Source organism: Micromonospora matsumotoense, from assembly GCF_050951065.1.
Classification (GTDB): Bacteria; Actinomycetota; Actinomycetes; order Mycobacteriales; family Micromonosporaceae; genus Micromonospora; species Micromonospora matsumotoensis.
On sequence record NZ_CP192025.1, the window covers coordinates 4,911,909 to 4,928,020 of the forward strand.

Here is a 16,112-nt window from a genome sequence, read left to right on the forward strand (position 1 = left end):
TGCCCGCCGGGACCGCGTCTGCGGTGCGAGTCGAGGCCAGCAGCAGCGCCGGAGCGGCGTCGGCGACCATGAACGCGATCCGCTCCGCCGGGTACTCCGGGTCGATCGGCAGGTACGCCGCCCCGGCCCGCCACACCGCCAGGATCGCCGTCACGGCGTCCAGGCCGCGCTCGAGTACGAGCCCGACCAGCGACTCCGGGCCCACCCCACGGTCGGCGAGCAACCGGGCCAACCGGTTCGCCCGCGCCTCCAACTCGGCGAACGTCAGCGCCGCGTCACGGAACACCAACGCCGTCGCATTCGGCGTCGCCGCCACCTGCGCCGCGAACACCTCCGGCAGCAACGGCGCGGCGACCTCGGCCGCCGTGTCGTTCCAGTCGACCAGGACCCGACGCAGCGCAGCGCCGTCGAGCACGTCGACGTCGCCCAGGGCGACGTCGTCCGTGCTCTCCAGGGCGGCGACCAGACCGGCCGTGGTCGTGGCCAACAACACGCCGACCTCGTGCGAATCAATGGCCGGCACGCCGTCGACGGTGAACGCGAGGCCGGCGCCGTCGTCGTCCACGGACACCGACAGCGCGAAGTTGTGGTACTCGCGGGCATAGACGACGGACACGCCGTCGAGAGCCGCGTCCGGCTCGGTTGCCGTGTTGTGGCGGTAGTTGAACAGCGACGTGAACAGCGGGGCGGCACCGGACACGCTGCTGGCCCGCTGGGCGATCGCCAACGGCGCGTGCTCGTGCTCCAACAACCCCGCGAGCTGGTCGCGCATCGCCGCGACCACCGCCCGAACGCCCACCCCGTCGGTGCGCACCCGCACCGGCAGGGTGTTGATGAACGGCCCCGGCACCCGATCCGCGCCCGCGCCCGCGTTCATCCGACCGAACAACACCGTGCCGAACACCACGTCCGAACGACCTGAGAGGGCAGCCAGGACACGTGCCCACGCCACATGCAGCACCGTCGCCGGGCTGGTACCCAACACCCGGGCCACGTCACGCAGCCGTGCCGTCACCGCGTCGTCGAGCCCGACCCGAGCGAACTTCTCACCGATGCGCTGGCCGCGCACATCGAGCAACCCGTACGGCGCGGTCGGCTCGTCCACGTCACCGAGCAGCCCGGCGAAGTACCGCTCGTGTTCCTCGACGCTGACACCACCCCGAGCCTGCGCGACGAACTCCCGGAACGGCACCGGGACCGGCAGTTGCCCGCCGCGACCGGCGAGGATCGCCTCGATCTCACCCAGCATCACGTCCATGCCCGTGTGGTCCTCGATCATGTGGTGGGCGCGGACCAGCGCCTGCCAGCGATCGGTGCCGGGCACCGCGGCGAGGTGGACATCCAGCAGCGGCGCCCGACGCAGGTCCATCCAGAGCCCGACCCGCCCCACCAGGGCCGACGACAGGTCGTCGGTCTCCGGCAACACCACCTCGGTGACCGACAGCTCCGCCGACCGCCACACCACCTGCACCGGAGTGTCCAGCCCCTCCCAGACCACGCCCGTGCGATAGATGTCATGCCGGTCGACCACCTGCTGCACGGCGGCCAGGAACGCGTCAAGACGCTGCCGGGAATCGAACTCCAGCACCGTGGGCGTCACGTACGCGTCCACGCCCCCCGCAGCCAGCAGGTGGTGGAACAGCAGCCCCTCCTGCAGCGGTGCCAACGGATACACGTCCGCGACGTTCGACGCACCACCGGCCACGGTGGCCACGACCCGGTCGAGTTGCGCCTGCGTGAGGTCCACCAACGGCAGCATCGCCGGGGTGATCGCGGTGGCACCGCTCGGAATCCCGTTGACCGGCACCTCGACCTGGTCGGCCTCCGCCGCGGTGGCCAGGCCAGCGGGCGTGGGGGTCTGGAACAAGGCCCTTACCGCGACCGACACGCCGCGCTGGCGCAGCCACTCCACCAGTCGTACGACCAGCAGCGAGTGACCGCCGAGGGCGAAAAAGTCGTCGTCCACCCCGACGCTCGGCAGACCGAGCACCTCGGCGAAGCCGGCGCACAACACCCTCTCCCGCTCGTTCGCGGGAGCCCGACCCCGACCCGCCAGGCCGGCGAAGTCCGGAGCTGGCAAGGCTCGCCGGTCCAGCTTGCCGGCAACGGTCATCGGCAGCTCAGCGAGGAGCACCACCACCGGCACCATGTAATTGGGCAGTCGCTCAGCGACGAAGCGACGGACCCGCTCCGGCAGGTCCGCGCTGTCCTCCACGGCCACCACATAGGCGACCAACCGCCCGTCGTCGACCACGACCGCGGCCTGGACCACGTCCGGGTGGGCGCCCACGGCGGCCCGGACCTCCTCCAGCTCGATCCGGAACCCTCGGATCTTGACCTGGTCGTCGGTGCGGCCCTGGAACTCCAGTCGCCCCTCGGCGTCCCAGCGCACCAGGTCGCCGGTGCGGTACATCCGCACGGCCGGCGCGAACGGGCAGGCCACGAACCGCATACTGGTGGTGCCGGGCTGGTTGAGGTACCCGCGGGCCACACCCGCGCCGGCCAGGTACAACTCACCCGCGACCCCCACCGGCACCGGTGACAGCCACTGGTCCAGCACGTACGCCTGGGTGTTGGCGATCGGCACCCCGACCGAGGGCCGGTCGGTGTCGCCGACCGCCAGACCGAGAGCGTCGACGGAGTACTCGGTGGGCCCGTAGAGCGGTACGAACCGCATCTCCTCGGCGTCGCGCAGCTGCTCCCACAAACGCTGCCCGACCGCCTCACCGCCGAGCAGAAAGACAGTCGGCGGCGTCTCGAGCAGCCCGTCGACGATCAGTTGCTCGGCATAGGTCGGCGTCACGTCCATCACGCCGATGCCAGCGTCCCGCACGTACCGCACCACCGCCGCGGTGTCCCGGCGAACGTCGTCGTCCAGCACATGCAGCTCGTGGCCGGCCACCATCCACAGCAACCCCTCCCACGACGTGTCGAACGACAACGACGCGGTCAACGCGAACCGCAACCGGCGATCCTCGAAGTCCGCCAGCACCCCCGCACGGTGAGACGCGTACAGGTTCCGCAACCCGCCGTGGGTCAGCAGCACGCCCTTCGGCCGACCCGTCGACCCCGACGTGTAGATCACGTACGCGGCCGTCTCCGGACCTACCACCGACGCCACCGGCCCGCTTGAGACCTCAGCCAGCTCCGCGACGAAGGCGGCGTCGTCCACCGCCAGTCCCGCCACCCCGGCCGGCACCGACTCCCGCAGGTGCGCGGTCGTCAGCACCACAGCCGGCGCGGCATCCGCGACCATCAACCTGATCCGCTCAGCCGGATACTCGATGTCCAGCGGCAGGTACGCGGCGCCCGCCTTCAACACCCCCAGGATCGCCACCACCACGTCCACCCCACGCGGCAGCAACAACCCCACCACCGATTCGGCGCCCACACCCCGACCCGTCAGCAACCGGGCCAACCGGTTGGCGCGCCCCTCCAACTCGGCGAACGTCAGCGACACCTCTCGGCACACCACGGCGACCGCGTCCGGGGTGGCCGCCGCCTGCGCCGCGAACACCTCCGGCAGCCACGGCGACGGCACCGGCATGGCCTTGTCGTTCCACTCGGTCATCACCCGCCGCCGCTCGCCGGTGTCGAGGACGTCCACGATGCGTACCGGCGCTGTCGGGTCGGCGAGGACGCCGTGCAGCACCCGGACGAAGCGCCGCGTGAGCGTCTCGACCGTCGCCGGGTCGAACAGGTCCGCAGCGGCGACGACGGCACCGGTCATGCCGGCCGGCGCGCCCGTATCGTCGAAGGTCTCGCCGAGCGTCACGTCCAGGTCGAACTTCGCCGCTGGCGACGAACCCGGCAGGGAATCGGCAGCCGCCCCCGGTAGCTCCAGCACCGCGTCGGCGGTGTTCTGGAGGGTCAACATCACCTGGAACAGCGGATTACGCGCCATCGAACGGGCCGGGGCCAACTCCTCGACCAGCCGCTCGAAGGGCACGTCCTGGTGCTCGAACGCCGACAGGGCCGTCGCGCGGACCTGGCCCAGGAGATCGACGAACGAGGGGTCACCGGACAGATCGGTGCGCAGGACCAGGGTGTTGACGAAGAATCCCACCGCGTCATCGAGCGCGACGTCGGTACGGCCGGCGATCGGAACACCGATCGGCAGGTCGGTCCCGGCCCCCAGCCGGGACAGCAGCACGGCCAGGGCGGCCTGCAGCACCATGAACACCGTGGTGCCCTCGGCCCGGGCGACGTCGCGCAGTCTCGCGTGCAGGTCGGCGGTAAGCGTGAGCGGCACGGAGTGGCCGGCATAGCTGGCGACCGCCGGGCGGGGCCGGTCGAAGGGCAGCGCCAACTCCTCGGGGGCGTCGGCGAGCACCTGCCGCCAGTAGGCGACCTGCCGGGACAGCAAGCTGTCCGGGTCGTCGGCGGCGCCCAGCAGATCGCGTTGCCAGAGCGCGTAGTCGGCGTACTGGACGGACGGCGGCTCCCATCCCGGCGCCGTGCCCTGCCGTCGGGCGGCGTAGGCGACGGAGAGGTCCCGGGCCAGCGGCTCCATCGACCAGCCGTCACCGGCGATGTGGTGCACGACCACCGCGAGCACGTGCTCGTCGGGCCCGGTCTCGAACAGCCAGGCCCGGATCGGCACCTCGCGGGACAGGTCGAACGGGTAGGAGACCGCGGCGGTGACGGCCGCCTCGACCGCCTCGGGCGCGAGCGACCGGGTCGACAGCTCCCAGGGCAGGTCGTCCAGGCCCAGGATGCGCTGGTACGGCTCGCCGTCGGCAACAGCGAAGACGGTACGCAGCACCTCGTGCCTGCCGATGACGTCGCGCAGTGCGGCGTTCAGCGCGCTCGGGTCCACCTCACCGGTCAGCCGCAACACGACCGGCATGTTGTACGTGCCGGACGGCCCTTCGAGCTGCGCGATGAACCAGAGTCGCTGTTGGGCGAACGACAGTGGCGGCCGTCCCGAACGCTCCCGCGCGGTCAACGCGGTCCGCGCCTGGCCGCCCTCGCCCAGCCTCGCGGCCAGCGCCGCCGGTGTGGGCGCGTCGAAGAGCGCACGCAGCGGCAGTTCCGTGGCGAAGACGCTGCGGAGCCGGCTGATGAGCCGGACGGCGAGCAGGGAGTGCCCGCCGAGGGCGAAGAAGTCGTCTTCGAGTCCGACAGCCGGCAGGTCCAGCACCTCGGCGTACGCCGCGCAGAGCAGTTCCTCGCGCAGCGAGAGCGGTGCCCGGCCGGCGGCCGCCGTGTAGTCCGGCGCCGGCAGCGACCGCTGGTCGAGCTTGCCGCTCACCAGCGTGGGCAGCGCGTCGAGCACGACGACCGCGGCGGGGACCATGTGCCGGGGCAGTCGCTCGCCCACGAACTGGCGGATCGTCAGCGGCAGTGTCGCCGCGTCCGCGTGCTCGGCGGTCACGACGTAGGCGACCAGCCGGCGGTCGCCGGCGACCTCGTCCCGCACGATGACGGCGGCCTGGGTCACGTCCGGATGCGCGGCGACGGCCGCCTGTACCTCGGCCAGCTCGATGCGGAAGCCGCGGATCTTGACCTGCGAGTCGCTGCGCCCCAGATAGGCCAGTCGCCCGTCTCGGTCCCAGCGCACGACGTCGCCGGTGCGGTACATGCGCTCGCCGTCGCCCCACGGGCAGGCCACGAACCGCTCGCCGGTCAGCGAGGGGCGACGGACGTACCCGCGGGTGAGGCTCGCGCCGGCGAGGTACAGCTCACCGGCGACGCCGACCGGAACCGGTTGCAGGCGCCCGTCGAGCACGTAGGCCCGGGTGTTGCAGATCGGCCGGCCCACCAGCGGATGTTCGATGCCGTCCATGGGCAGGCCAAGGGCATCGACGGTGTACTCGGTGGGGCCGTAGATGTTGAAGGCCTGCAAACCGTCCGCGGCCCGCACCTGGTCCCACAGGACCGTACCCGCCGCCTCGCCACCGAGCAACAACACGGCCGGCCGGCGCAGCGGATCGGCCAGCAGGCCGTCGTGGACGAGCTGCTCAGCGTAGGTCGGGGTCACGTCCATGACGTCGATCCCCGCGTCGCGGACGTAGCGCACCATGGCGGTGGTGTCGCGTCGAACCTCGTCGCTCATCACGTGCAGCTCGTGTCCCGCGATGAGCCAGAGTAGGCCCTCCCAGGAGGTGTCGAACGACAACGACGCGGTCAGCGCGAACCGCATTCTGCGGTCGGCGCGGGCGATTGTGGTGCGGTGGTGGTACTCGTAGAGGTTACGGAGACCGCCGTGCGTCGTCGCGACGCCCTTGGGCCGTCCGGTGGATCCCGAGGTGTAGTAGATGCAGGCGATGCCACTGCCGGTGGCCGCCGGCCATCCGGTCGGGTCCGCCTCCGGGCGGTCCAGCGCGGCGACGGTCGCCGGGTCGTCGAGCAGGATCACCGGGGCGTCCTCGGGGAGAACGTTGGCCAGCGCCGCGGCGGTCAGCACGGCGACGGGCGCGACGTCGTGCAGCATGAGTGCGATCTGCGCGGCCGGATATTCGGGATCGATCGGCAGGTATGCCGCGCCCGCCTTCAGCACCCCGAAGAGGGCCGCCACGGCGTCGGCGGTGCGGTCCAGACAGAGTCCGACCACCGTCTCCGGCCCGGCGCCCCGGTCGACGAGGAGCCGCGCGATCCGGTTGACCCGGAGTTCCAGCTCCGCGAAGGTCACCGTGCCGGACGCGGACACCACGGCCGCCGCGTCCGGGGTCCGAGCCGCCGGGGCCTGGAGAAGGTCGACGACGGTCCGCTCGTCGATCTCGACCGCGGTGTCGTTCCACTCCGTCAGGATCTGGTGGCGCTCGTGGTCGCTCAGGATCGGCAGGTCCGCCAGTCGTGGCTCGGGCGCGTCGCGCTGCGCGGCCTCCAGCGCCGACACGAGCGTTTCGATCGCCGTCGCCAGGTGGACGCCGACCGTCGGCGGGTCGATGGGGGCCACCGCGACGACCCAGGTGCCGATGGTGTCACCGTCGTCGTCGATCGAGACCGTCAGCGGGTAGTTGGTGTACTGCTCGGAGAAGATCACCCGGATTCCGTCGATCTCGTCGCTGACGGCGGGCTCGGGATTGTGCCGGTAGTTGAACAGGGTGGTCAGGAGCGGTGTGTCGCCGGTGACCGCGCTGGCACGCTGGGCGAGCACGAGGGGTGCGTGCTCGTGCTCCACCAGGGCCGCGAGCTGCGCCTGCATCCTCCGCAACGCCGCCGTGACACCTGCCTCGTCGGTTCGTACCCGTACCGGCAGGGTGTTGATGAAGGGCCCGGGAACGCGGTCGGACCCCGCGCCGCTGTTCATCCGACCGAGCAGGACGGTGCCGAAGATGACGTCGTCCCGGCCGCTGACCACGGAGAGGACCCGCGCCCACGCCACGTGCAGGACGGTGGCCGTGCTCACCGAGTGCGCCCGCGCCACCCGTCGAAGCCGAGCGGTCAGCGCCGGGTCGAAGGCGAGCCAGTGCTCCGCGAAGTCGGTGCCGTCACGTCGCACGTCGGTGAGCCCGTACGCCGCGGTGGGTTCGTCCACATCACCCAGCAGTTCGGCGAAGAACTCCTCGTGCTGCTGCTCGTCGCCGGCGCCGCGCGCCTGCGCGACGAAGTCGCGGAACGGCATGGGCGGGGCCAACTCGTCGCCCCGTCCGGCCATCAGGGCCCGTACCTCGTCGAGGACGACCTCGAGTCCGAGGTGGTCCTGCACGAGGTGGTGCACCCGCACGACGCCGAGCCACCGGTCACTGCCGGGGGACGCGGCGATGTGCAGGTCGAGCAGCGGCGCCCTTCCCACGTCCATGGACTGGCCGGCGGCGGCGAGCAGTGTGGGAACCGGGTCCGTGGCGGATTCGTCGAGTGTCACCTCGACGACGGGCAGCACCGCGCTCCGCCACACGACCTGAACCGGATCGGGTAGCCCTTCCCAGACGATCGCCGTGCGATAGATGTCGTGCCGGTCGATGACCTTCTGCAGGGCGTCGACGAAGCTGTCTAGCAGGCCCCGCGTGGCGAACTCGACGACCGTCGGCGTGATGTACACGTCGGCGCTGCCGGCGGAGAACAGGTGGTGGAACAGCAGCCCTTCCTGCAGCGGAGCGAGAGGGTACACGTCAGCGACGTTCGGTGCGCCACCCGCAACCGTCGACACCACGTGGTCGATCTGGGCGCTCGACAGCGACACCAGGGGCAGCATCTCGGGCGTGATGCGCTGGGCGTCCACCGGAATGGCGTTGGGCGGCACCACGGTGAGCGGCCGGGCGCCGGCCGCGTCGGCCGCCCGGGCCAGCCCAGCCGGGGTCGGCGTCTCGAACAGTGCCCGGACCGGCACCGACAGGCCCCGCTGACGCAGCCACTCCACCAACCGCACGATCAACAGCGAATGGCCGCCGAGGGCGAAGAAATCGTCGTCCATGCCGACCTGCGGTAGGCCGAGCACGGCGGCGAAGCCCGCGCAGAGTAGCTCCTCCCGGGCGTCGGCCGGGGCACGGCCGGCGCCGGCCGTGGCGGCGAAGTCCGGATCGGGTAGCGCCGAGCGGTCGAGCTTTCCGCTGACCGACAGCGGCAGCGCGTCCAGGACGAGAACGGCCGCGGGGACCATGTAGTCGGGCAGGACGGCGGCGACGTGCGCGCGGACCGCCGCCGGCAGATCGGTCCGGCTGGCTCCGTCGACAGGTACGACGTACGCCACCAGGCGACGCTCGCCGGCCTGGTCCTGCCAGGCCACCGCCGCCGCCTGGGCGACCTCCGGGTGGCCGGCGACGGCGGCGCGTACCTCGCCCAGCTCGATGCGGAAGCCGCGCACCTTGACCTGGTCGTCGTCGCGGCCGAGGAACATCAGCTGCCCGTCCGGGGTCCAGCGGGCCCGGTCGCCGGTGCGGTACAGCCGCGATCCGGCCGGGTCGAACGGGTCGGCGACGAACCGCTCGGCGGTCAGCTCCGGCCGCCTCAGGTAGCCGCGGGCCAAGCCGGCGCCGGCGACGTAGAGTTCCCCGGCGACTCCCGGCGGGACCGGGTTGAGCCATTGGTCGAGCACGTACATCCGGGTGTTGGCGATGGGCCGGCCGACCGGTACCGCGCCGCCGGCCACCAGCTCCGAGGTGAGCCGGGTGGTGGCCACGCCGATGGTGGTCTCGGTGGGCCCGTAGTGGTTGAAGACCTGACGCTCGCCGGCGACGTCGGTGAGCTGCCCGACCCAGGCGTGGTGGGCGGCCTCACCGCCGAGCACGAGAGACCGGGCCGGGAGCACCGCGGCGACACCACGGGCGGCCGACAGCGCGGCCAGGTGCGACGGCACCGCCTTGAGGTAGTCGATGCGGTGCCGGCTGAGGTAGTCGGTGACCGCGGCCGGGTCGGTGCTGGCGTCCTCGTCGAGGACGTGCAACTCGCCGCCGCTCACCAGGCTGGCGAAGAGCGTGGTGTTGCCCAGGTCGGTGGTGTGTGCCTGCAGCAGGGCGTACCGCCCGCCGGTCGGGCCGAAGCCGATCCGGTCGGGGACGCAGGACAGGTAGTTCGCCAGCGACGCGTGAGCCACCGCCACGCCCTTGGGCGTGCCCGTCGACCCGGAGGTGTAGATGACGTATGCCAGCGCGTCCGGGGACCCGTCGACCCGGGGAGACGTGGCATCGGCGGTGACGATCGCGGCGATGGCAGCCGGGGAGTCCAGCACCACTGTGGGTACGGCGGCGAGGGTGTCCTCGTCGGTGGTGTCCGTCGTGGTCAGCAGGACCGTGGCCGAGCTGTCGGCCAGCAGGTACGCCTGCCGGTCGGACGGCTGTCGGCCGTCGATCGGCAGGTACGCGCCGCCAGCCTTCCAGATTGCCAGGATCGACGTGATGGTGTCCAGACCTCGACGCAGGCGCAACGCCACCACCGACTCGGGGCCCACGCCGAGGGTCAGCAGGTACCGGGCCAACCGGTTGGCCCGGCTGTCCAACTCCGCGTAGGACACCCGCTCGTCGGCGCAGACGACGGCCGTCGCGTCCGGGGTGCGGGCGACCTGCGCCTCGAACCGTTCGACGGCCGTGGCGGTGGGCAGCGCGGTGGTGGTGTCGTTCCACTCCTCGATGACGCGGCGTCGCTCGTCGGGGTCGAGGAGCGTGAGCGCGCTCAGCCGGATGCCGGGGTCGGCGGTCACCAGGTCGAGCAGAGTGCCCAGGCGGTCCGCGATCCGCTGTGCCGACTCGACGTCGAACAGGTCGGCCGCCGCGGTGACCCATCCCGTGATGCCGTCCGGCTGCCCGGCCGGGTCGTACGTCTCCGAGACGCTGACGCTGAGGTCGAACTTCGCCGGGTCCGGTCCGGCTGGCAGGGCGGCGATCCGGACCCCGTCGAGGTCGAGTACCGCCTCCTCCTGGTTGAGCACGGTCAGCATCACCTGGAAGAGGGGGTGGCGGGCCAGCGACCGGGTGGGGGCCATCTCCTCAACGAGGCGCTCGAAGGGCACATCCTGGTTGGCCAAGGCGGCCAAGCCGTTCTCCCGAGCCTGCCGGACGAGGTGAGTGAAGGTCGGGTCGCCGGAGAGGTCGCTACGCAGGACCAGGGTGTTGACGAAGAAGCCGACGAGGTCGCGAAGTGCGACATCGGTTCGTCCGGCGACCGATACGCCGATCGGGATGTCGGACCCGGCGCCCAGTCGGGACAGCAGTGCCGCCAGAGCGGCCTGCAGGACCATGAAGACCGTTGCCCCTTCGCCGCGGGCGAGGCGGCGTAGCCGGGCGTGCACCGCCGCCGGCACGGTCACCGGGACGCTGTGCCCACGGTGGCTGACCACCGCGGGGCGCGGCCGGTCGGTGGGGAGCGTCAGCTCCTCCGGCACCCCGGCCAGTGCCGTACGCCAGTAGCCGAGCTGGCGCGACACGATGCTCTCCGGGTTCTGGTCGTCGCCGAGTAGCTCCCGCTGCCACAGCGCGTAGTCGGCGTACTGCACGGGCAGTGGTTCCTGGTCCGGTGCCCTGCCAGCGCACCGGGCCGCGTACGCGATGGAGAGGTCGCGTGCCAGCGGACCGCGCGACCATCCGTCACTGGCGATGTGGTGGGTGACGACCACGAGGACGTGCTCGTCGGGGCCGACGGAGAACAGCCAGGCCCGGATCGGCGCCTCGTGGGACACGTCGAAGGGCTGCCCGGTCGCGGCCGTGACCGCCTCGTCCAGCGCCTGCGGCTGGCCGGCGGGCAGGTCGACGACCTCCAGCGCCCAGTCCAGCTCCGCGATGTCGCGGATCCGCTGCACCGGTTCGCCGTCCACGACCGGGAAGACCGTCCGCAGCGACTCGTGTCGTCCGATCACGTCGCGCAAGGCCGCGGCCAGCGCCGAGCTGTCGATCCGGCCGGTCAGTCGCAGCGCGATCGGGAGGTTGTAGGTGGCGCTGGGCCCCTCCAGTTGTTCGATGAACCACAGCCGGCGCTGCGCGAACGACAACGGGATCATCCTGACTCCTCCTGGCGGGACCCGGCCCGGGGGCCGGTTCTGCTGAACGTTCCGCTCGACACTCACCTGCCGGTGACGAGCAGCCCGGCGGACGACCACGCACCGCCCGCTGCTTCGCCGGCGGCAGGCCTCGCCGTGAGGGGCCGACCGACGCTCATGGGGCGTTGGGCAACGGGCGCCGACGTGCCGAGATGACGAGGCGGGTCGCCAGCGGTGCGAACCCGGAGCCATCATGCGAGGGGTGGCGGGATTCGTCACGGCGTCGGCTTTGTACAACCCGTCATGCCGCCAGCGATTGATCATTTGCGATAACAGGTCCTCAGCGGGCCGTTCGACTGGCACTGAGAACCAGTTGAACACCGCGGCCTTCCGGGAGAGCAGGTCGACGGCGGCGGACCTGACGCCCGCCGGGTGGAGGGGCACTTCCGGTTGGTTGTCAAGCCTTGCGCCGCCCAGCGCGGCACGGTCATCTTTGAGGTATGACGATCGATATATCGCCACTATCGCTCGAAAGTCCGACTTCCATCGAGGAATGGGTACATGTCAGCGAAGCGGTACGACGCTACGATCTCCCCATCATTCCGTCGACCACGCGTTCCGACATTGAACGGGCCCTGCGGCATCCCTGGCCCGGCCTCACCGAACTGGGATTCGTCGTACGGGCCGACGGCGAGCCGGTGGGCCAGTTCGGCCTGGCGTTTCAGCAGAACGACGCCACGACCGCTGCTCTCGAGCTGGGAGTCAGCCCGAATCACCGTCGCCGCGGCTTCGGTCGGCAGATCCTGCGGGCCGTGGAGGACGTGGCCCACGGCCACGGTTGCCGCACGCTGTCCTCGGACGCGCTCGTCGACCATCCCGCCGTGAGCGTTGGCAGTGGGGGCGCCTCGGTCTTCGCGCGGGCGGAAGGCTACTCGACCGACGGCCCCGACCTCAACTACCGACTGCACACCGAGGGGACGGACGAACGCCGTCTCGACCTCGCCCTCGAACGCGGCTGGGCGAAGGCGACCGGCTATCGGGTGGTCAGCTGGATCGACCGCACGCCGAAGGAACTTGTCGACAGTGTGGCGTACCTCAACGGGCAGGACACCGACGACTACCACGAGACCGAGCGGCTGACCCAGGAGCGCGGGCGCACCGTCTACCACACCGGCATGGTGCACGAGGGCAGCGATCGCCTGGTCTCCTGGACCAGCCTGAGTTTCCAGTCAGAGCATCCCTGGCACGGCTCCCAGCACAACACGATCGTCGATCCGCCTCATCGAGGGCGGCGGCTGGGCCTGGTCTCCAAAGTGGAGAACCTCCGGTTCTTCCTACGGCACCAGCCGCAGGTCACGGCCTGCGACACGCTGAACGCGGCCGACAACCACCCGATCATCTCCATCAACGAGGAACTGGGCTTCGTCCCGACGCACGCCTTCACCTCCTGGAGCCGCACCTACTACTGAGCGGCCGGTCCAGGACGCGGACGAGCGCCGACGGGGTCACGGCGTTCGTCCGCGGTGCCGGTGGGCACCGTCAACGACGCGTCGGCGTCGGCGTCGGCGTGGCAGAACGCGACAAGCCGTGCTATGCCCTCGGCCAGCGCCTCGTCGTCGGCGGTCAGCGCGATCCGCACCCAGCCACCGCCGCGAGCGCCGAAGGTGGAGCCGGGAGCGACAAGCACCCGCTTTTCGCGCAGCAGCTCACGGGTCCAGTCCCAGTCACCGCCCTTGTCGTCGTGTCCGAACGGCGGGGCGGTGACCCGGGCGAAGACGTAGAAGGCGCCCTGCGGATCCGTGTACGGGATACCGGCGTCCCGCAGCGTCCGGGTGACGCCGGCACGTCGCCGCAGGTAGGTGGTCCGCATGTCGGTCAGCGCCTGCTGCGGCCCCTCGAGCGCGGCCAGCGCGCCGGCCTGCGCGGCGATGTTCACACAGCAGATCGCCATCTCCTGGAGGCGCAGGCAGAGCGCGGACAGCGCTCGGGGCACCACCAGGTAGCCCACTCGCATGCCGGGCATCGCGAACGTCTTGGAGAAGCTGAAACAGCTGATGACGCGTTCGTCATCGAGCGCGGCGGGGCTGAGGTGGGGGCCGGTGAACTGGAACGACTCGTAGCACTCGTCCGAGACCACCCACAGGTCGCGACGCCGGGCCAGGTCGACGAGTCCGTGCAGGGTCTCCGCCGACAGCACCGCTCCGGTCGGGTTGCCCGGGGAGTTCACCACGATCACGTGGGTGGCAGGGGTGATGGCACGTTCCAGCTCGGCCAGTTGGGTGGCCGCCGAACCGTCGGCCGCCAGCGCGTACGGCCGTGCCACGCCACCGAGCGACCGGACCGCCATCGCATAGTTCGGCCAGCCCGGGTCGGGCACCAGCACCTCCTGCCCGGGCGCGAGTATCGCGGACAGGGCCAGGTGGACGCCCTGGGTGGCACCGGCAGTCACGAAGACCTGCTCGGTGCCGACCCGGACGTCGTTCTGCCGGACCAGCTTGGCCCGGATCGCCTCGACCAACTCCGGTTCGCCGCGGTTCGGCCCGTAGCGCGCCGTGCCCCGACGCACGGCCTGCTCGACGGCGGCGACCACGTGGGCCGGCGAGGGCAGGTCCGGCGCGCCGATGTGCAGGGCCACCTCCGGGCCGGGTAACTCCTGCAACCACTCGCTGATGGCCCGGAAACCGGACCTCCCCACCGCTTGCGCGTACGAGCCGACTGACGGCATCTGTGCCTCCTGAGAGAGGGGCGCCGCTGGTTCGGCGACCGGGAGCGGACCGGACCCTGGCGCGAGTCAGAGCACGTTGATCTTCTTCATCACCATCAGCAGTTCCTCGCGCGACTCCGCGTCGATCTGGCGCAACGGCGACCGGACGTGGCCGCTGGCGATCACACCCATGGCGGCCGCCACCGCCTTGAACCGGGCGATGAAGTTGCGCTCCGGAATGGAGATGGCGACCATCGCCGGAAGCAGCGTGTTGGTGAAGATGGTGTACGCCTCGTCCAGGTCACCCCGGTGGTACGCCTCGTGCACCGCCATGACCTCACGGGGCTGGATGTTGCCGGTGGCGATGGTGCTGCCCACCGCGCCAGCCCGGAAGGTGCTCAGGAGCGCGCTGTCCTCGCCGGCCAGCGGCACCACGCCCGGGGCCAGCCGCCGGATGTCGCTGGCCCGCTCCGGGTCGGTGAACGCCAGCTTCACGTACCTGACATTGGAGGCCCGTTTCGCCACCTCCGCGACGACCTCGGCCGGGACGGGGATCTTGGCGGCACCGTCGTACAGCATGACCGGCAGGTCGGTTGAGCGGGCCACGGTCGTGAAGTGCTCGATCTGCGCGGCCGGCGACTGGTCGAAGTAGAGCGGGGGCAGCACCATCACACAGTCGGCACCGGCCTCCCGAGCCGCCCGGGCGAGTTCGACCGCCGCGGCGGTGCCGTCCGCGCCCACGCCGAGGGTGACCGGCACCCGGCCGGCGACCTGGGTCACGACGCTACGCATCACCTCGACCCGCTCGGCACCGGACAGGGTGAAGAACTCGCCGGTCGTGCCGAGCGCGATGATGCCCTGGATTCCCCCTCCCAGCACGAAGTCGATGAGCGAGGCCATCGACTTGTGATCGAGCTCTCCGGAGTCGTCGAAGGGGGTCACCACGAGGGTGTTGGCCCCACCCGGTACGAGATCCATGCTGCGTCCTCTCTCCGTCGTGTGCCGCGGGCCAGACGAACCGCGGCGCCGTCGCAACGGGTCCCCGGCCGGGGACCCGTTGCGACGGGAACGTCTGTGGATGTAGCCGTCGATGAGGCTCAGAAATCGGGCACGAAAGGCGCGACGCCGATGATCAGGATCGAGCGCTGGCCAGGGCCCGGGGCGTCGCCCAACCGCACCGGGCTGACGTGGTGGCTGACCCGATGGTCGTGCACCACGTACGTCTCCAGCGGCTCGGCCAGGGTGAACTGGGCGTGGATCGCCTCCGGCGCCAACTCCTCGGGCTGTCGCCCGGCGCTCTCCGGAGTGGCGATGACGTTCTCGCCACCGACCACGTTGTGACAGTCGACGAGGTGCGCGAAGGTGAACATGTTCGCTCCGCCGTCCTGGTGCAGGCAGTTCGGCGAGGAGACGGCGACATCGCCGCGGTTGCCGACGGCAAGCTTCACCATGTGCAGACCGATGTATATCGGGGTCCGGGCCATTTCTTCAAGCCACTGCAATTGAGCAATGTCGGACCGGATGATCTGCAACAGCAGCGCGTTCCTCTGCAACATCTCCGGAACCTCAGGAAAGCGCCGCCGCAATTGCGTGAAGTCAGGGTTGTAACGCCCTTGATGGTATTCCGCGACGGAGCCGTACCTGTTGTCCGGAATGCCGGGAATCCAGAACAGCCCCTCATTCCACGGCAGGTACACCAGGCGAGAGTAGCGGCGGAAACGTTTACCACCGGGCGCGTACGGATCCTCAGGCAAGCCGGCGAATGCGGCCGCGAGCTGCTGGAAGTCTTCCGGGCACTGGTCCGCCGAGAACCCGAATTCGGCGGCTCGACCGCGGGCGAAGCCGCGCTCGGGCAGCGCTTGGGCATCCGTGTCCCGCCGATCCGGCAACACCATAGCCGCCTCGGGCCGACTCCCGTCCATGAATTGTCCCTCTCCAGAGCGTTCACGCCCCACCGACGGCCTTAAGAATTTGTCGATTACAGTGAAACATGTCTTTGGTGCGGTGGCCAGGAATCGTCCTCGGGGAAATGGTTGGACGCCGCGAGGCGGCCAA

The 16,112-nt window shown here is 70.9% G+C and carries 5 protein-coding genes (1 of these 5 only partly in view); 1 reads left to right on the top strand and 4 read right to left on the bottom strand.

The genetic code is table 11. From position 1 onward, the window contains the following. A protein-coding gene (locus ACQP1S_RS20830; protein ID WP_432898094.1) for a non-ribosomal peptide synthase/polyketide synthase crosses the window boundary here: on the bottom strand, positions 1-11,734 show its 5' portion. It extends 10,868 nt beyond the left edge of the window; only the first 11,734 of its 22,602 coding nucleotides appear in the window; the start codon lies at positions 11,732-11,734; its stop codon lies beyond the left edge, outside the window. Positions 11,735-11,853: 119 nt separating this feature from the next. Here ACQP1S_RS20830 and ACQP1S_RS20835 point away from each other — a divergent pair, with 119 nt between their 5' ends. Beyond that, positions 11,854-12,822 carry a GNAT family N-acetyltransferase gene (locus ACQP1S_RS20835; protein ID WP_432898097.1) on the top strand — a complete coding sequence of 323 codons (969 nt, stop codon included), beginning with the start codon at positions 11,854-11,856 and terminating at the stop codon, positions 12,820-12,822. Here the strand turns inward: ACQP1S_RS20835 and ACQP1S_RS20840 are convergent. The 3 genes from ACQP1S_RS20840 to ACQP1S_RS20850 form a co-directional block, all read right to left on the bottom strand. Beyond that, positions 12,816-14,078, bottom strand: coding sequence for a pyridoxal phosphate-dependent aminotransferase (locus tag ACQP1S_RS20840; protein WP_432898100.1), 1,263 nt, complete (start codon positions 14,076-14,078; stop codon positions 12,816-12,818). The genes ACQP1S_RS20835 and ACQP1S_RS20840 overlap by 7 nt on opposite strands. 66 nt (positions 14,079-14,144) lie before the next feature. Next, a complete protein-coding gene (locus ACQP1S_RS20845) occupies positions 14,145-15,035 on the bottom strand; it encodes a dihydrodipicolinate synthase family protein (RefSeq protein WP_432898103.1) in 891 nt (296 codons plus the stop codon). Between the two features lie 119 nt (positions 15,036-15,154). Next, complete coding sequence (locus ACQP1S_RS20850; RefSeq protein WP_432898106.1) at positions 15,155-15,979, bottom strand: 2OG-Fe dioxygenase family protein; 825 nt, start codon at positions 15,977-15,979, stop codon at positions 15,155-15,157. Between the last annotated feature and the right edge of the window lie 133 nt (positions 15,980-16,112).

Excerpts from the sequence above, each read along its gene's own strand:
- ACQP1S_RS20835 (WP_432898097.1), top strand. The coding sequence starts at position 11,854 with ATGACGATCGATATATCGCCACTATCGCTCGAAAGTCCGACTTCCATC.
- ACQP1S_RS20840 (WP_432898100.1), bottom strand. The coding sequence starts at position 14,078 with ATGCCGTCAGTCGGCTCGTACGCGCAAGCGGTGGGGAGGTCCGGTTTC.
- ACQP1S_RS20845 (WP_432898103.1), bottom strand. The coding sequence starts at position 15,035 with ATGGATCTCGTACCGGGTGGGGCCAACACCCTCGTGGTGACCCCCTTC.
- ACQP1S_RS20850 (WP_432898106.1), bottom strand. The coding sequence starts at position 15,979 with ATGGACGGGAGTCGGCCCGAGGCGGCTATGGTGTTGCCGGATCGGCGG.